The sequence below is a fragment of the Bacillus sp. EKM501B genome, from assembly GCF_011800505.1.
Taxonomy (GTDB): Bacteria; Bacillota; Bacilli; order Bacillales; family Bacillaceae_G; genus Bacillus_A; species Bacillus_A cereus.
This window is the reverse complement of record NZ_JAALFZ010000015.1, coordinates 80,501-97,906: the sequence shown is the minus strand read 5'-3', so window position 1 is coordinate 97,906 and position 17,406 is coordinate 80,501. Positions and strand designations below refer to the sequence as shown.

The window sequence follows — 17,406 nt, the reverse complement described above, 5'->3', positions numbered from 1 at the left end:
CAACAAAATTCACGGTATTTTTACAATTTTTTAATATTTTTTATGTTTTCCGTCTTTATTTTTACAGAAAAATAAATTACATTATTAAAGCACATATATTTATTATTAGGGGGATTCTTCTATGAAGAATAAAAAATGGATTACATTTTCTTTAGCAACAGCAATTACACTAAGTATAGGGACCTCGTTCATACCGTCTACTTATGCCGAAAGCTCTGTAGACCCAGCTCCTGAAATTGCTGCAAAAGTTGTAAATCAAAACAATGGGAAGAAAGTATTATTTGATAATACACACGGTCAAACTGCTGGGACAGCTGACTGGGTTATTGACGGCGGCTTTTCTGACTTCGGAAACGGCATTGCAAAAAACGGATATCACGTAAAGGAACTTCGTAAATCAACACCTATTACGTACGAAGATTTAAAAGATTACAATGTATTTATCGTTCCAGAAGCTAATATTCCTTACAAAAAATCTGAGCAGGACGCTATGTTACAATATGTAAAAAATGGTGGTAGTATCTTCTTTATTGCTGATCATTACAATGCAGATCGTAATAAAAATCGCTGGGACTCTTCTGAAGTATTTAATGGATATAGACGCGGTGCTTGGGATAATCCAGCAAAAGGAATGTCTAATGAAGAAGCAAATTCACAAGCTATGCAAGGAGTAGAAAGCTCTGATTGGCTCTCTGACAACTTCGGTATTCGCTTCCGCTACAATGCACTTGGTGATGTTTCAGCGAAAACAATTGTATCACCTGAACAATCTTTCGGAATTACAAAAGGTGTTTCGTCTGTAGCAATGCATGCTGGTTCTACTCTAGCAATTACAAACCCAAAACTAGCAAAAGGACTTGTTTACCTTCCAGAAAATCCATCAAAATGGAATAACGCTGTTGATAGTGGCGTTTATAATGGCGGTGGTATTGCAGAAGGCCCATATGCTGCAATTGCAAAAGTAGGACTTGGAAAAGCTGCCTTTATTGGTGACTCTTCTCCTGTTGAAGATGCTACGCCAAAGTACGTTCGTGAAGATTCTGGCCAAACAAAGAAAACTTACGATGGTTATAAAGAAGAAAACGATGCTATCTTATTAGAAAACATCGTAAATTGGTTATCGAATAAAGAGACATTTACAAGTTTAGATCAAGTAAATGGTTTACAACTTGATTCACCTACAGCTCTACAGACATTTGAACAGCCAAGCTTATCAACAGAACCACAACCTGAACCTTGGGGTGCACCAAATGCAGGTTATCAATGGTTTAATACAAATACTTTCAAACCAGGTTCATACGGTTATAATGGTGCGGTAACAACAAGCGACTACGTCGTTACACACCCTAGCATTCTACCAAACAATGAAATTTTCCAAATGAAGATTCAAGTAAACAACTTACTACCTAATACAACTTATAACAACTATTCTTTAGGTATCTTCACTACTGGAGGAACACAAGTGGCTAAAGTACAAAATGCAAACGGCACTTGGCCATCTACTTTTGGATATAGCAGTGCATTTTCTTTCACAACAAACAGCTTAGGCTCTGCTGAGAAAGTTGTAAATGTACAGATTGATTCAAATACAATTGGACAAGCAACGCTTCGTCTACGCCAAAATACAACAACGAAATATAATGAAACTGTAACAATTAATAAGAAATAATAAAAAAGGCAATCCATACATGGATTGCCTTCTTCTCACTTCTCTTCCTTCGAGAAAAACATTCTTGAAATAACGATACCTATACTACCGACGATTAGGAATAACACTGCCCTAATCATCATCGATACCTCTGGTAAGTCAAGTAAGAATAACTTCCCTACCGTTACGACTAAAACGACTAAACCAGCATATAATATTTCATTCATATTTCTATTTCTTCCAAACCAAACCGCAAATAATGCATATACCATCCATAATAACGATACTGATACACTAATTACGCTTCCATCTGTAGATAAAACTTCACCGATTCTCGTAATTGTAATAAATACAATTATCATAAACCAATAGAGCACTATAGAATACATATATTTGCCGAAGCTCGCTAATACTTCTTTCGCTTCTCTCATGCAATAATAGAACGTTCCTATTAAAATAAGATGAGCAACAAAGCCTGCCGAAATAAATTGATCAAACGGGCTAAAAATAGTCTGTATCATTCCAATTGCGTAAACCGTCGCACTAACATACAATTTTATCTGTTGTTTTACTTTAATAGAAGTGACCATGCCGAGGAAACCTTGTAATAATAGTACAATCGCTGCATTCACTAAACTATACTCATATAAAATTGCTAAACTAAATGCTCCCATTGCGAAACCAAATAAGAGATTTGTAAATGTAGAATGTCTATTTTTCCTATATTCAAATACGAACATAGCGGCATGCACGATTGCACTAATAATTAATCCCCATGTTGTAAAATCATGTATTTTTGAAATAGCTAGTATAAAGAACACTGCATTTGCACTAAATATCGCTAAACGTGGTTCTAGTATAAAACTTCTCTCCGTAAACATATGCCAAAATAATAGTAAATGAATCAAACCATATACAATCGTTAACTGTATTTGCAAGTTCTCTACTAACATTGACATAACAGCAAAGAAAACGAAAAGGACAATGGCTGCAACAGCGTAAGAAATCATATATAAGTATTTATAACGATTTTTCAACGCATACCATAATAAACTAAGTGTTAATACTGTCTCATATCCAAAGAAAATATAAGGATTAGGAGTCGTACTATTTAACAAGAATGGTACGAAGAACGCTCCGACCGCTACGAAAATAGTGAGATATTCCGATTGATATCTTTTCGCTAAATAAATACCTAAAATAACCCATGCAATATTACAGAGAAACGCGACACTTGCCGGAATAAATCCATATAAATAATGTGCTGCAAACGTTGTTAGAACAATCCCGGTAATACTTCCTCCAGCTAATACTAACCCTAACGCCTGCCGCTCTCTTTTAATTTGAATATCTCCTATATAATACAATCCGATAGATAATACGATACCAAACACAATTCGTATCGCTGGTGTTAATAAGCCAGCATCTACCCCTGCTTTAAATAACCAGATCACTCCAAGCAACATAATACCGACAAATACACGCGGTAACCATGTTTGACAAAACTTAATAATATTAAATGGCTCTGGTTTAAAAGCAGATATATCTACTTGTTTTACCTGACGTTCTTGCAAAGGCTCTTTTATCTTAACTATTTCTTCTTTTGGCTTTTCCTCCATTACCGTTTCAATATATTCTTTCTTGTTCTTACTAACATGTTGCTGAGCGTTTTCTACTTCTATTTCCCTTTGCTTTACTTTTAATTCAGCAAGTGCTTCTTGAATTGTTTCAATTGCCGTTTCGAGTGCTTCTATTTTCTTATCCAAATCCTTCTTCATACGCTCCCCCCTCATTTGTAACTCTCATTAAACCTATATATTACCAATTATCTTTATCATACTCCTAGTCTATTCATTTTCAATAGTATTTTTTCCAAAAAAAGAAAGGCGTCTTCCAAAATCGGAAAACACCTTTTTACTCAGTTATTCTTATTTAGAAAAATGCTAACGATAAAACCAAGACACATGCCTACAATAGCTGGAACAATCCACCCAACACCTTCTGTATAAAACGGAATGTATTTTAATGCTGACGTCCACTGATTCATCATTACATTTTTATTTAAAATATCAATTGCACTAAATATCGCTACAACCAAAACAGTTACTGCATATACGTATGCATACTTTCCAATATACTGATGGAATAACCCTAGAATAATAAGCGTTAACGCAATTGGATAAATAAATCCAAGAATTGGTACTGATACTTTTAAAATTTGCGTTAACCCTAAATTAGCTAAAATCATACTAACAACGCTTACTATAAATGCCCACAATTTATAAGATACTTTCGGAAATGCACTCGCAAAAAATTGACTACAAGACGTAACAAGTCCAATTGAAACACATAAACACGCGATAGTAAAAATAAGACCTAATAAAACGACTCCGCCCTGTCCAAATAATGTAATCATAACTTGTGCTAACACTTTCGCACCGTTATCGAATGTTCCTAATGAGCCACTAATTGCCCCCACATATCCAAGGATGACATAAATAATCGATAATAATAATCCTGCCCCAATGCCAGCAATACTCATATATTTCGCTAAACCTTTATCATCTTCAATACCCTTTGCACGTAATGCATTTGCAATAACAATTCCAAAGATTAAAGCAGCTAACGCATCCATTGTTAAATATCCATCTAAAAACCCTTGAAACATAGGAGCTTGTCCATAGTTCCCTATTGGTTCTTTCATATCTCCTACCGTTGTAAACATACTCTTTATAAAAATGAGTGCAATCATACATAATAATAACGGCGTCAAGACTTTTCCAAACAACCCCATTAATTTAGATGGGGATAAACTTAACCAGTAAACAATACTAAAGAAAATAACTGTGTAAAACAATAATAATCCGTTTCCTGCTTCAGGGAATAACTGACCTGGCCCCATTTCAAAAGCTAAACTTCCCGCACGTGGTATACCAAGCCCAGGTCCAATAAATACATACACGATACATGGAAAAATAATTGCAAATGAAGAATGAACCCTACCCGCTAACGTTTGAAAACTTCCTGCTTTTGCAATGGAGATAACACCTAATATAGGAAGACCTGTTGCTGATATAATAAATCCTACTAATGAAATCCAAACATGTTCTCCTGCTTCATATCCAAGGAAAGGTGGAAATATCAGATTCCCTGCTCCAAAGAACATAGAGAATAACATAAGGCTAATAAGTAAAATTTCTTTTTTCTGTAACAATTTCATTTCTTTCTCCTTCTTTAATTTCATCTTTTATGAAATCAATTTCACATATAAAAAAGTACAATAACCCGCTTCCTTACAAAGAAAACATAGTCCATAGTCTATCACAAAAGAAACACCCATTCTATAGCTATTCCTCTTTTCCAATTTCTTCTGAAAAATCAACCTTTATTGACTTATAATAGTTAATAAAGTAAAATATTAAATGTACAAAATTATTAACTTTGTTTTTGTTTGTGTCAGGAGGAAAATAACATGGAATCAGCGATACAACTAGAAAGAGAACAACAAAGAAAAAAGAAACATCCTCCAGGTTTATACTTACTCTTCTTTACAGAAATGTGGGAAAGATTTAGTTACTATGGATTACGAGGATTATTAACATTATATTTAACGACAGCTTTAGTAAGCGGTGGTCTTGGGTTTAGTCCCGCATGGGCACTCTCTATTTACGGATTTTATACTGGAGCCTGTTATTTCACACCAATGATTGGTGGATACTTAACAGACCGTTTTCTAGGTAGACGAAAAGCAATCACAATTGGTGGTATAACAATGGCAATCGGTAACCTTACACTATTTGCCTTGCAAAACCAATTAGGCCTATACCTCGGATTAGCGCTTATTATTATAGGTAACGGATTCTTCAAACCGAACATCTCTACACTGGTTGGAGAATTATACGAAGAGAACGATCCAAAACGTGATAGTGCATTTACCATTTTCTATATGGGTATTAACGTCGGGTCATTTTTAGCTCCACTCGTTTGCGGATTTTTATCAGAAAATTTATTCAAAACAACAGTTGATGGCGTTGTACATTACGGATTCCGTTACGGTTTCTTAGCCGCTTCAATCGGAATGATCATTGGACAAATTTTATTTACAACACTATCAAATCGCTTCCTTGGTAATATCGGTAAAAAACCAACTCGTGATTTACAAACAGCTGCTGGACAACCATCAGTAGGAGATACACCGTTAACAAAAAAAGAAAAACAACGTACCGCAGTTATCGTCATTTTAACATGCTTCGTTGTCTTCTTCTGGGCTGGCTTTGAACAAGCTGGTAGCTCATTAACATTATATACAAACAAATTTGTAGACCGCTCTGTGTTCGGATGGGAAGTTCCAACATCTTGGTTCCAATCGGTCAATCCATTATTTATTATTTTACTTGCTCCAGTCATTTCTGCATTATGGGCAAAACTTGCAACTCGCAAGCAAGGTGATTTAAAAATCCCAACTAAAATGGGACTTGGTATGATCTTGCTCGGTATCGGTTATATCATTCTCGTTATTGCTACATTAAAAACAGGTAGTGATGAACATAACATTACAGAAAAAGCAAACTTACTGTTTATCGTCTTTACGTATCTTTTCCATACGTTAGGTGAGCTATTCTTATCACCTGTCGGACTATCAATGGTTAGTGCGCTTGCTCCGGTAAAATTAGCATCTTTATTAATGGGTGTATGGCTAGCAAGTTCAGGTATCGCCAACATTTTAGGCGGACAACTTGCAAGCTTCACAACTTCACTTGGATACGCTGAAGTATTCACAGTTATTGGCGCTGTGGCAATTGTATTAGGCTGTGTTTTATTATTAATTTCTAAGAAATTAGTGAAATGGATGGATTAAAAAAGATGAGGAATTTCTCCTCATCTTTTTTTATACTGTTTTACCTTTTTCTATTGCTTGTTCGTACAGCTCTTTATGTTCTTTATATTCACTTGGTACGAAACTCTTATAGAAAAATGAGAACCAGCTATCTCCCTTTTTATACCCTTCTTCTCGAATTTCCGCTGCTTTTTTATTCGATTTAAATCCTTCAGTAAACCATTTCTTTAACAATTCATTTCGTTCATACTTAGCAGGAACTTTTAAATCATAGTTTTCAAATGCATACTTATAGCCAGCCTTTTCTACTGCCTTTTTTGTAGACTTATAGCCTTTTTCATACGCTTTTTCATATGCCTTCACGTATACTTCTTTCTCTCTATTTCCAGGATTCTTTTCAGCTAGTTCTTTCCCTGTCTTTTCCCCTAATTCAGCTTGCTCTTTTTCAATTTTTTCTGTTCTTTCTTTATTCCCTACTTTGAATCCGTCTGCAAAGTTTACCTTAAACTCTGGAGCAACTTGACTATCGTCCATTGTCTCTTGTGCTAAACCTTGTTCTTTTCCTTTTTCAAAATGCGTTTTCTTCTGCTCTTCTAAAGACCATGCGGCTGCATAAGTCGCTTTAAACGCTTGTTTATATGCATCAGATTTTCCAGCTACATGCACTTCTGCATCATTTTTTCCTGCTTTAAAATCAGTTTCTCCATTCTTTTGACCTTCAAGTTGACCTTTTTCCATATCAGCTTGGCGCTGCGCTTCCTCTTGCTTACGTGCCTCTTCAGCTTTTCTTTGTTCCTCGGCTACACGTTGTCTCTCTTCTTCAGCTTTACGCTGTGCTTCTGCAGCACGTTGTTTTTCAGCCTCAGTATTGCGCTGTGCTTCTGCTTGTCTCTCAGCTTCTACAGCACTATTATTATTCTGACTAGGAGCTGGGCTCGTTGCGCCACTACTAGAAGCTGGTTTATTGTGATAATGATATTCCCCGTACTGTAATCCCCACTTCTCACAATTTGTACGACACGTATGTCCGCCATTAGCATCTGTACGCCCTGGATGCGCATAAGCTGAAATTGGAGCTACCAATAACGCTATACTCGTTGTTAAAAGAAGTTTCTTCACCTGTTGTCTCACTCTTGTTCCTCCCAAAATATAGAATTCTAACTTTATTATACATAAATAGAAGAATACTTAAATACGAACCGAAATATTCTATTATTTCTCAACATTAGTAAAAAAGAAGGTGAACTCTTTAAAGAGTTCACCTTCTTTTTTACTTCTTCGCCTTCGTTCCTACTAAATCACCAGCAACAACATAACGCTTAGAATTATCCTTTACAGATACACATGTAATAAGCGTTATCTCATCTTTCCCATGATCCTCTACAACTTCCCACTTATCAGGAGTCACTTCAGATACACCAGTAACCGCATACTCATATTCATTTTCATTGTCATACAAATAAATTTTATCGCCTTTTTTCAAAGAAGCTATATCACTAAATAAAACACCTTTTTTAGACATATTATGTCCTGCTAATGCGTAATTTCCTTTTCCCATAACTTGATTCTCTTTTACTGTCGCTGCACCTGATAATAAGTTTTTTTCAGTAGAAGCTTTTAAAACAGGCAGTTCTACTGAAACACTTGGAATCGAAATACGACCAATTACTTGTTTCTTATCTAATGATGCATTCGCTACTTCCGCCAAGTCTGGTTGATTAATTTTGGAAGCATCTACAAATTCCGTCTCATGCTTTTCATAATCCATCTTTTGAACAGCCTGCACATTTTCAGTCTGTTTCTTTTCAGCCTGATATCCATCATAAAATGGCTTTCCAATTAACACGCCACCTACAACAAATAGCAGAATTGCTACTATACTATAAATTCTTTGCTTATTCATACACAGTTCCTTTCCCTTACAAAATCTTACTCTATATAAAATGATAAAATAATATCGTCATATGTACAAGTATTAGCTGAAAAGAAACCTTCTTGCCGGTGCAAGAAGGTTTCTTTTTAAGCTAATTTATTTCTGTATAGTGATACGTGAAATACTGTCATTTGAATAAAGAAAATAGAAAATAGAATATATAATGGGTATCCAGGAAGATATTCATTAATAATAGGCGAAAAAGTTAAAAATCCAACTGCACAAGGTAACACAAACCATAACGATACAAATGTTGTTCGGCAAGCTTTATCCGTAATCGCTTTTTCACGTTCATCTTCTAGCGGAAATAATAATGGATACATCCAAAAAGATAAATTCTTATATTTTTTCTTTTGAATTCTATAAAAAATTGTAACTATAATTGCTCCAATAAATAATAAAATGAATGGTACTCCATTAAACCATACTTCAAACGGGAATTTCTCGTTTTTAATTATATCTGCTAACTCTGTAATAACACTATAAAATTCAACAAATGTCCAACATGCTAGTGCAGTATAGAGTACATTTATAATATAAGAAAAAACAATTCTATTCATCCTCTTCTCCCTCCTTATTTAAAACAAACACATCTTCCATCTTTAACTGGAACACATCACAAATCGTAAGTGCTAATAACAACGAAGGAACGTAATCCCCTTTTTCAATTGCTGCAATTGTTTGTCTCGTTACTCCAACCTTTTCTGCTAATACGCTTTGCGTAAAGTTAAAACGAGCTCTTAATTCTTTTACTCTGTTTAAAATGGTCAAATTTACCACCTCTCACCATTATTGTATGCTATTCTTAACAAAATGTAAACTCAACTTAACATTATTATTATAAAAAAATCCAACTCTACGTATTGTAAAGTTGGATTACTTGTTAGTTTAAAATTGTAACTTTAACTGTTCTTCTGCCCCAGCTACTTGATGAACCTTTATCTGGCATTAAAACATCAATTCTATGCCCTTTAATAGCCCCACCAGTATCGGCTGCAATTGCTACTCCATAACCTTCAACATTTACAGTCTTACCTAATGGAATAACATTTGGATCTACAGCAATTAATTTCATTCCTGGGTTTGCAGTTAGATTATAACCTTTACCACCTGGTCCCCATGCAGAAAATACTTGTTGACCTGGTGCATAACCATTTTCCCCTGGATCAGCTGTATAAGCTGTAGCTTCTACATAAATTTCTTTCCCACCAGCAGTTGGCTTAGAAGATGGTTCAGGTTTTGCAGGTTCTACCTTCGAATTATTATTAGCAACTGGTTCAGCTGGTTTACTAGCTTTTTCCTGCTTTTGCTTTTCAGCAATTTCTGCTTGTGCTTTCGCTAAAGCTTCTTGCTCTGCTTTTGCAGCTGCTTCTGCTTTTGCACGCTCTTCCGCTGCGATTCTTGCTGCTTCTTGCTCACGAGCAATCGTTTCTTGTACTGTCTTCATATTTGATTCAATTTTAGCTTTTTCTTCCGCTGCTAAATTAAGTTGACTTGCAACTTCATTATATTTAGCTTGAACTGTTTGTAAGTTATCTTGACGCTTTTTCAAGTTATCTTGCAGTTCAGCTTGCGCTTTTGCTAATTTTTGTTTGTCTACTACTAAAGATGCTTCTTTTTCGTCAATTGTTTTCTTATCTTCTTCAATTTGACGAAGATCTTGTTCTTGTAGACGTAAAATTTCTTTATCAGCTTCTAGAATAGTAGAAACTGCGTTCATACGTTGTAAGAAGTCTGCAAAGTTTTTTGACTCTACTACAACTTCTACTACTAAACTTGTATTTGAACTGTTTTGAACAGAAACCATACGTTTTCTCATAATATCTTTACGAGCAAGGACTTTATCCTCCAAAACGACAATTTCTTGCTTTTTTTGCTCAATCTGCTTATGTGTTTCATCGATTTTACGTTGAATAGCAGCTTGATCCTCTTTATTTTTTGCAATTGTATTATTTAAATTATGTAGTTCGTTTTCAATACCTTTAATTTCTTTACTAACAGCTTGCTTCTCTTGCTCTTTCTTTTGCATTTCTGCATCGTTTTGTTGCAATTGCTGTTGCATGTTGTTAAGTTTCTCGTCGTTTGACTCTGCTTTAACAGCGACTGTACTAGAAAGACCGATAATTCCTGCTAATACTAGACAGCTGATTCGCTTAAAATAGTTCATAATCCGACTCCCTTCTTATACAGTTATACATGATTTATTTTACAGTTTGTTTACAAAACGATTAAATACAGTTTATTTTTCGTGACGAAAAAAAGAGAATTATGAATAAAATGTAATAGATTCTTAAATATTTAACAATTCCTATATTTAAAAAATACAAAAGATGCTAAAATCCAAATATAGAGAAAATATAACTTTCGAAGGCGGTTGAAATAAATACATGTTTACTCAAAAAAAATCACTCCAACATACAATTGCTCAATTAGAAGAGCGTATACAAGAATTAGAAGCAGAATTAAAACAAAAAGATATTGAAAAGCAAGAGACTATTTCTACTATCCACGATCGTGTACAAAGCGTTGTACAAGAGCATCAACTTGTAAATAACCAACACAATACACTTCAAAATTTAGTTCAACAGTTAAGTTCATGTTTCGAAAATGTTTCAACACGTACGACACATTCCAATGAGTTAAATAATGAAATGTTACAAAAGGAACAAAGCTTAATTCAGTCTATTGCAGAAATTATTGACTGCTCTAATGAAGGAAAAGAATCCGTTCACCGCTTACTTATTGTAATTAATAAATTAGGTGAACAATCTCAACGCACGTCTAATAGTATGAATCATCTAAGCGAACGCTCAAAGGAAATCGAGCAAATTGTAGAAGTCATTCAAAACATTGCAGCACAAACAAATTTACTTGCATTAAATGCGAGTATTGAAGCCGCGCGTGCTGGAGAGCACGGTAAAGGATTCGCTGTCGTTGCCAATGAAGTAAGAAAACTAGCGGAAAGTACAGCAGAAAGTACAAAAAACATCGGCAACTTAACGAAAAAAATTCAAGAAGAAATTGAAAAAGCATATGATAACACAAAAGATAATTTACATTTAGTCGATGAAGGTGTAGAAATGAGCGCCGATACAAATGCTAGAATTGAAAATATTTTAGTTATGATTCAAACGTTACAAAATGGTGCTACAAATGTTATTAAGGCTATCGAAAACCAAAAGTCTTGTAATGATGACATATTACGAGAATTTGCTAACACACAACAAATGTTCCAAAAATTAAATACTACTATTATGAATCATATTCATGATGCTGAAAAAGTCGATGTTCAATTGTCTAAAAGTCTTCAAGGAACAGTGACTTCTTAATTAAAAATAAAAATCCCTTATACTGCTATAAGGGATTTTTATTTTATTTCGAATATTTATTTCTTTTCAATATTCATCCATATCTTTGTTATAATGGAAAAGTTGTTTCTTTCAACTAATAAACAAGGAGGTTATTATGGAACAATTTTACTACGTTTTAAAATATTTAATTCTCGGTCTGTTCCAAGGATTAACAGAACCAATTCCGATTTCTTCAAGTGGTCATCTCGTTTTAGCACAACATTTGCTAGGACTAAAAATAGAAGGGTTTAGCTTCGAACTACTTGTTAATTCAGCTTCATTATTAGCTGTATTACTTATTTATAGAAATGATTTAATTCGTCTAACAAAGAATGGTCTCTCTTATATATTTACAAGAGCAGAAGACGCAAAATCAGATTTCTTCTTTATTATTTATCTTGTTATTGCAACCATTCCAGCAGGTGTTATTGGTGTTTTATTTAAAGATTACATCGATCAGTACTTAAAAGGTGTGAAGATGGTTGGGGTTTCCCTTCTTATTACTGCTGTCGGCCTTTGGATTATTAGAAATTTACGCGGTCGTAAAAATGATGGCGACCTTTCTATGAAAGATGCAATCATCGTCGGATTAGCACAAGCTTGCGCACTGATTCCCGGAATAAGCCGATCTGGTGCCACAATCGTAGCAGCAATGTTACTTGGTATGAAGCAAGAAACAGCTCTTCGCTTCTCATTCTTACTATACATTCCTGTTAGCTTAGGTGGCTTATTGTTAAGCATTACAGACATTGCAAATGACCCAAATCTAGACACATTATTCGTACCATATGTCGTTGCATTCATCGCAACATTTATCATGACGTATATTTCACTAAAATGGTTTATGAACATTATGGCAAAAGGAAATTTAAAATATTTCTCTTTCTATTGTATTATCGTAGGTGTACTTACTCTTATTTTCTTATAAAGTAAAACTTACAAATTAAAAGCGAGTCATCTAGTGTAATAGAATGACTCGCTTTTTTATACCTTTATTAAGTTAAAACCTATTATTTACTTATAATTTTCAGAATAGTATAATATTTATCGAATTCACTATTACAGTAATTCTATCTTTCCTACTATTATCGTAAAAGAGGTGTTTATATGTTTATAGTTACTAAACTCATTCACATTAAGTACGAATATGAAAATGAGCTACTTTATGGGCTTAAACAATATTATCCTTCCCCCGGAACGAACGGTTGTATTAACATAGAGTTTTCACCTGTTCATCGTACAAATGATAAGGCAGAGTATATGATTCGTATGTTATGGAAAACACAACAAGATTACCATACATGGCTTTCTCAAAAAGAAGGCACTGAAACTTTGAAGCACAAAATACAAGGCTATATCCTTTCTTCCAAATCAAATGCTACCTATGTGCATTAATCCTTCTCTTTTTATTCCTTACGAGGGCCAAAATGATAAAGTTAAATTAATCAGCCCTCATCAATTGGGCTGGTCACAAATAACGAGATAAGGACCCTCTTACTTTTCATACTGTAAGAGGGCTTCTCTTATGCATACACTTTCTTCTCTTGACAATACAAACGAATAACATGTTTATTTTGTTGAAATACATCATGCGTCAGCCGAATAATAATAAAGTTTCGTTTTGTTTGATCATCATGAACAAAAATCTGTTCTCCCTCCTGAAAACGCCATGCACTTTCAAAAGTCGTAATATGATCCCCACTTACAGAAAAAAGTTCATATCGCATCTCTTGTACCCTCTCTCAACTTATATAATCACAATATCCTTATATTAAATTTATTATAACTTAATCCCTATCAAATTAGTAATTTTTTCTATTTAGAAAGGTTTTAACTTTGTATTTAAATATTTTTAGCGCTATAATGATAAACGAATTTTTATTGAAAGGAGTTTTACTTTGACTGCATATTTATTTCCAGTGAAAACAGCATTTATTTTATTTCCTTTTTTAGCAATGTTTCTTTTAATCCCTTTTTTAATATTTAATTATCGAAAATACGGTTATTTAAATAAATGGCGCTCATTTATTTTATACTCATTATTACTTTACTTATTAAATGCCTATTTTCTTGTTATTTTGCCGTTGCCACAAACGTTTGATACTTGTAGCCTACAACCGGCTAATACACAACACATGCAACTCGCACCATTTTATTTCATACAAGAGATTAGTAGTCATACATCGGCAGTTTTAACGAAACCAGCTACTTATTTCTACTTATTAAAAGAGTCTGCGTTTTTACAAGTTGCCTTTAACGTTCTATTAACTGTTCCATTCGGTATTTACTTACGTTATTATTTCCGACGTAGTTTCTTACAAACAATTTGCATTTCCTTTTTCCTTTCACTATTTTTCGAGCTAACACAAGTGACTGGATTATACGGTATATACAATTGTGCATACCGATTATTTGATATCGATGATTTGTTTTTAAATACATTAGGTGGCGTAATTGGTTTTATCATTGCACCAATATTTACGTACTTCCTTCCGAAGACAAACGAGTTAGATAGTCATATTGATTTGGAAACGAAACCAGTCGGATTCATTCGTCGCCTTATCGCGATGCAAATTGATTGGATTTTCTTATCTATCGTCGTACCTGTCGTTAAAAACAAAGGAAATTCTTTCTTCGTTTCTAATATGCAATCTTACACCAATATGTATGAACTCATTTTCATTACGTGTTCAATCCTTATTTACTTTATTATTATTCCATACTTTACTAACGGAAAAACAATTGGGAAAGCATTGCTTCGCATTCACGTGAAAGGAAAATCAAATCGTATTACATTAAAAGAACTATTTATTCGCTACGGTATATTTTATTTTGCATTAGGTGGAATCAATTATATTCTTTCTAGTAGCTCTATTTTAAATCACACAGAGCCTTTAGTATTACTCGTTACATTATTATTCCTATTCATCATTAACGGCCTATTTATTATTCATGTTTTACTGCATGTATTTAGCCGTGATAAACTACTATTTTATGAACATATTAGTCATACAAGAAATGCAATTACACTAAAAAAAGGTGACAAATAATTATTTGTCACCTTTTTCATATACATAATGTGAAACTTTAATTAGCCCTCACCAACCGGGCGGTTATCTCCCACCGAATTTTGCGACGAGAGTGTTACTGCCCGACAAATAGCGGGATAAATAACTTTTCTGCATAAGGATTAAAAAACATTCCAAGTTCATCTAGAGATTTCCTCACCTGTAAAAACGAATGAAATTCTGGATATATATATTGTAATTGCTCATATGATAATGTATGCATTTTCCCCCAATGTGGACGCCCTTCATACTTTAGAAAAATCTTTTCCACTTCGCCAAAGTAAGCAGCATATTTCATACCTTTATACATATGAACAGCGATATATGCTGAATCTCTTCCATAGGCCGGACTAAGCCATATATCATCCCCTTTCACATAACGGCATTCGATTGGGAAGTGCACCTTATACTTTTTCTTTTCAATAAGATTTGAGATTTCTTCTACAACCGTCCTCATATACTTTGAAGGAATGCTATACTCCATTTCATAAAATGGCACCGTACGTGATGTAGCAAATACTTCATAGCTCGGGCCAATTATTTTTGTGTTTGGTACAGCTTTAGCTGATAACCGACTCACGCCTTTACTTATAGAAGGAAACCATTTACATCCTTTAGATAGTAAAGAGAACATCCTATTTTCAAGTAACTCCACCTTTAGTTTATGCCATTTCAAATCACTGCCTTTATTCGTTGTTTCGTTCGTAAGTTTCACTTGTACTTCATCAGAATAAGGAAAAACGAAAAATTCAAAATGACGATGCTTCTTATATTCTTCTAGTTTGTTCATTACAGTGGATAATGACTGTTTTTCACTTTCATAAACGAGTGAATACGCTGGAATAACCTTCAATTTTATCTTTACAATGATACCTAACATTCCAAGTGACAACTGAAACGCTCTCCAATATTCTACGTTCTCAGCTTCCGAACAAACTATACTCTCACCATTAGATAGAACTGCCGTAATCTCTATAACTTGTGTTGATAAACTCCCAAAGGTAATACCTGTTCCATGAGTCCCCGTACTAATCGCTCCTGCAATAGATTGCGAATCAATATCCCCTAAATTTTCTTGCGCATAACCTTTTTCCTCAAGTAACTTCCCTAAATCATATAACTTTGTTCCTGCCCATACTTCAGCAACCATCTTCTCTGCATCAATATTCACAATACCCTTCAATTCATCTAAAGAAACTAAAACTTCTTCCGTTTGCACAAGGGGGGTAAACGAGTGTCCTGAACCGACAACACGAATTTTCTTTCCCTTTTTTCGCGCAAGCCCCACAACTTCTACTACATCTTGTATACTTTCTGGATACATCGTATAATGCGGCGTTCCTTCTACATTCCCTGTCCAATTTCTCCACTTTTGTCCCTTTATAGAAAGCATTGGCCATCCCCCCGATATGTTGAATACTCCCCGACAATCTCTCCTTTTTTAACACGATACAAAAAAGGAAAGCGTTCACATAATTCACCAGCCTTACTATGACGAAACAAAATGGTCTCTCCTATATCCACTCGTTCCTCGCCGTTATAAAAAATTGGCGTTTGTACCTCGCCAGCACCTTCTAAAGCTAATAATTTTGCACCCTTCGGTCTCCAAACTTCAGGCTCTTTATCTTTTCCAACTGCTCCTGAAGCAATATATCCACCACCTAGGCAAGTGTAAATAAACGGGACTGGTTTACGTACAACTGGTAAGGCAAATCCGACCGCTGGATGAAATTTCACCTCTTTATAATAATCAAACAGCTTCGGAGAATAAAAAGCAGAACCTATTGTAATCTCTGAAACTGAATTATCTTTCTCGGTTGTTTTTATGCTTCCTGTTCCGCCTCCATTTACAAACCTTAGCTCAATACCAATGTTTTGTATTGCTTTTACAATATGTTCTCTTCTTTCTTTAACTTCTAGCACTGATTTCTGCTTTAAATACGAAATCACTTTACTTTTCAACCATTGATTCGGTATATAATCGCCCACCCCGGCAATTTGAGCTTCATATCCCATTACACCATCTAACATTAAATATGATGACCTTCTCACCTTTTCTACTACTTTCAACGCATCCTGCACATTTTTTACTGGGGACCTTTGTACACCAAAATGAAATTGAAAGAAGCGACTACTCATATCAATATCCAAACAAACACGAAAACATCCTTTAGATTGCTCAGCAATGTTTTCTAAATACACAATATGCTCTTCACAATCCACCATACAAGTTATAATGAAACCTTTCTTTGTTAACAAACTAATTTCATACAGAGCTCTTTCATCGTAAGCAGGATATCCAAGCAATAAATCATTAAATCCTTGTTCTATTAAAAATAAAATCTCTCTAGGTGAAAAGCACATAATACCTTGAAATCGATCATTTGCAGCTAGTATCTTTTGCATAATCGGAACAGAGCGTAACGATTTACTCGCTATACGAATCTTTTTATTTCCACTTAACTCTATAATCGATTGAATATTTCTATCTAAAGCCACTTCATCCAAAAATGCACACGGTAATGGAACTTCTTTAAAAATTCCTCGATCCACATTTTTCTCTCCTCTTC

At 34.4% G+C, this 17,406-nt stretch carries 15 protein-coding genes and 1 pseudogene; 6 read left to right on the top strand and 10 right to left on the bottom strand.

Features of this window, described 5'->3' with window-relative positions:
* The first annotated feature begins 121 nt into the window (after window positions 1-121).
* Window positions 122-1,669 (top strand): DNA-binding protein, encoded by a 1,548-nt coding sequence (locus HFD78_RS22510; protein ID WP_000791508.1) that lies wholly within the window; start codon window positions 122-124, stop codon window positions 1,667-1,669.
* 35 nt (window positions 1,670-1,704) lie between these two features.
* Here HFD78_RS22510 and HFD78_RS22505 read toward each other — a convergent pair whose 3' ends face one another.
* Together HFD78_RS22505 and brnQ1 are read right to left on the bottom strand one after the other, a co-directional pair.
* The gene (locus tag HFD78_RS22505; protein WP_000710927.1) at window positions 1,705-3,426 is read right to left on the bottom strand and encodes a DUF2339 domain-containing protein; all 1,722 of its coding nucleotides are present in this window, start codon (window positions 3,424-3,426) and stop codon (window positions 1,705-1,707) included.
* Window positions 3,427-3,566: 140 nt separating this feature from the next.
* Window positions 3,567-4,868, bottom strand: a complete 1,302-nt coding sequence (gene brnQ1, locus HFD78_RS22500; protein ID WP_000771690.1) for a branched-chain amino acid transport system II carrier protein BrnQ1 — start codon at window positions 4,866-4,868, stop codon at window positions 3,567-3,569.
* Window positions 4,869-5,120: 252 nt separating this feature from the next.
* Here brnQ1 and HFD78_RS22495 point away from each other — a divergent pair, with 252 nt between their 5' ends.
* Window positions 5,121-6,506 carry a peptide MFS transporter gene (locus HFD78_RS22495; protein ID WP_000443143.1) on the top strand — a complete coding sequence of 462 codons (1,386 nt, stop codon included), beginning with the start codon at window positions 5,121-5,123 and terminating at the stop codon, window positions 6,504-6,506.
* Window positions 6,507-6,536: 30 nt separating this feature from the next.
* On the opposite strand, the gene HFD78_RS22490 is transcribed toward HFD78_RS22495, so the two are convergent.
* The 5 genes from HFD78_RS22490 to HFD78_RS22470 form a co-directional block, all read right to left on the bottom strand.
* Window positions 6,537-7,616 carry a YHYH domain-containing protein gene (locus tag HFD78_RS22490; RefSeq protein ID WP_001249813.1) on the bottom strand — a complete coding sequence of 360 codons (1,080 nt, stop codon included), beginning with the start codon at window positions 7,614-7,616 and terminating at the stop codon, window positions 6,537-6,539.
* A gap of 139 nt (window positions 7,617-7,755) precedes the next feature.
* Entirely contained in the window at window positions 7,756-8,388 is a 633-nt protein-coding gene (locus tag HFD78_RS22485; protein WP_001041724.1) for a class A sortase, read from the bottom strand.
* A 116-nt stretch (window positions 8,389-8,504) separates the two neighbouring features.
* Entirely contained in the window at window positions 8,505-8,978 is a 474-nt protein-coding gene (locus HFD78_RS22480) for a DUF2178 domain-containing protein (protein WP_001080043.1), read from the bottom strand.
* A complete protein-coding gene (locus HFD78_RS22475) occupies window positions 8,971-9,189 on the bottom strand; it encodes a helix-turn-helix transcriptional regulator (RefSeq protein ID WP_000154019.1) in 219 nt (72 codons plus the stop codon). The genes HFD78_RS22480 and HFD78_RS22475 overlap by 8 nt, the downstream gene beginning before the upstream one ends.
* Before the next feature lie 112 nt (window positions 9,190-9,301).
* Window positions 9,302-10,585, bottom strand: coding sequence for a 3D domain-containing protein (locus HFD78_RS22470; protein ID WP_001105787.1), 1,284 nt, complete (start codon window positions 10,583-10,585; stop codon window positions 9,302-9,304).
* A gap of 631 nt (window positions 10,586-11,216) precedes the next feature.
* On the opposite strand from HFD78_RS22470, the pseudogene HFD78_RS30140 reads away from it, so the two are divergent.
* The 3 genes and pseudogenes from HFD78_RS30140 to HFD78_RS22455 all read left to right on the top strand — a co-directional run.
* A pseudogene (locus HFD78_RS30140) lies at window positions 11,217-11,747 on the top strand (methyl-accepting chemotaxis protein); the annotation flags it as partial.
* A 136-nt stretch (window positions 11,748-11,883) separates the two neighbouring features.
* Window positions 11,884-12,696 carry an undecaprenyl-diphosphate phosphatase gene (locus tag HFD78_RS22460; protein ID WP_000434796.1) on the top strand — a complete coding sequence of 271 codons (813 nt, stop codon included), beginning with the start codon at window positions 11,884-11,886 and terminating at the stop codon, window positions 12,694-12,696.
* Window positions 12,697-12,875: 179 nt separating this feature from the next.
* Window positions 12,876-13,163: a hypothetical protein gene (locus tag HFD78_RS22455; RefSeq protein ID WP_000471240.1), complete on the top strand. Its 288-nt coding sequence runs from the start codon at window positions 12,876-12,878 to the stop codon at window positions 13,161-13,163.
* 128 nt (window positions 13,164-13,291) lie between these two features.
* Here HFD78_RS22455 and HFD78_RS22450 read toward each other — a convergent pair whose 3' ends face one another.
* Window positions 13,292-13,495, bottom strand: coding sequence for a hypothetical protein (locus HFD78_RS22450; RefSeq protein ID WP_001268332.1), 204 nt, complete (start codon window positions 13,493-13,495; stop codon window positions 13,292-13,294).
* A gap of 171 nt (window positions 13,496-13,666) precedes the next feature.
* Between HFD78_RS22450 and HFD78_RS22445 the strand changes: the two genes are divergently transcribed.
* Entirely contained in the window at window positions 13,667-14,818 is a 1,152-nt protein-coding gene (locus HFD78_RS22445) for a VanZ family protein (protein WP_000128014.1), read from the top strand.
* 94 nt (window positions 14,819-14,912) lie between these two features.
* Here the strand turns inward: HFD78_RS22445 and HFD78_RS22440 are convergent, their stop codons facing one another.
* Together HFD78_RS22440 and HFD78_RS22435 are read right to left on the bottom strand one after the other, a co-directional pair.
* A complete protein-coding gene (locus HFD78_RS22440) occupies window positions 14,913-16,229 on the bottom strand; it encodes a D-arabinono-1,4-lactone oxidase (protein ID WP_000948949.1) in 1,317 nt (438 codons plus the stop codon).
* Window positions 16,217-17,389, bottom strand: a complete 1,173-nt coding sequence (locus HFD78_RS22435; protein ID WP_000373747.1) for an amino acid deaminase/aldolase — start codon at window positions 17,387-17,389, stop codon at window positions 16,217-16,219. Before HFD78_RS22435 ends, HFD78_RS22440 begins: the two co-directional genes overlap by 13 nt.
* Window positions 17,390-17,406 lie beyond the last annotated feature (17 nt).

What these genes read in the sequence shown, in the direction of transcription:
- HFD78_RS22440 (WP_000948949.1), bottom strand. Translation starts at nt 16,229, where the DNA reads ATGCTTTCTATAAAGGGACAAAAGTGGAGAAATTGGACAGGGAATGTA.
- HFD78_RS22470 (WP_001105787.1), bottom strand. Translation starts at nt 10,585, where the DNA reads ATGAACTATTTTAAGCGAATCAGCTGTCTAGTATTAGCAGGAATTATC.
- HFD78_RS22480 (WP_001080043.1), bottom strand. Translation starts at nt 8,978, where the DNA reads ATGAATAGAATTGTTTTTTCTTATATTATAAATGTACTCTATACTGCA.
- HFD78_RS22455 (WP_000471240.1), top strand. Translation starts at nt 12,876, where the DNA reads ATGTTTATAGTTACTAAACTCATTCACATTAAGTACGAATATGAAAAT.
- HFD78_RS22460 (WP_000434796.1), top strand. Translation starts at nt 11,884, where the DNA reads ATGGAACAATTTTACTACGTTTTAAAATATTTAATTCTCGGTCTGTTC.
- HFD78_RS22510 (WP_000791508.1), top strand. Translation starts at nt 122, where the DNA reads ATGAAGAATAAAAAATGGATTACATTTTCTTTAGCAACAGCAATTACA.
- brnQ1 (WP_000771690.1), bottom strand. Translation starts at nt 4,868, where the DNA reads ATGAAATTGTTACAGAAAAAAGAAATTTTACTTATTAGCCTTATGTTA.
- HFD78_RS22505 (WP_000710927.1), bottom strand. Translation starts at nt 3,426, where the DNA reads ATGAAGAAGGATTTGGATAAGAAAATAGAAGCACTCGAAACGGCAATT.
- HFD78_RS22450 (WP_001268332.1), bottom strand. Translation starts at nt 13,495, where the DNA reads ATGCGATATGAACTTTTTTCTGTAAGTGGGGATCATATTACGACTTTT.
- HFD78_RS22485 (WP_001041724.1), bottom strand. Translation starts at nt 8,388, where the DNA reads ATGAATAAGCAAAGAATTTATAGTATAGTAGCAATTCTGCTATTTGTT.
- HFD78_RS22495 (WP_000443143.1), top strand. Translation starts at nt 5,121, where the DNA reads ATGGAATCAGCGATACAACTAGAAAGAGAACAACAAAGAAAAAAGAAA.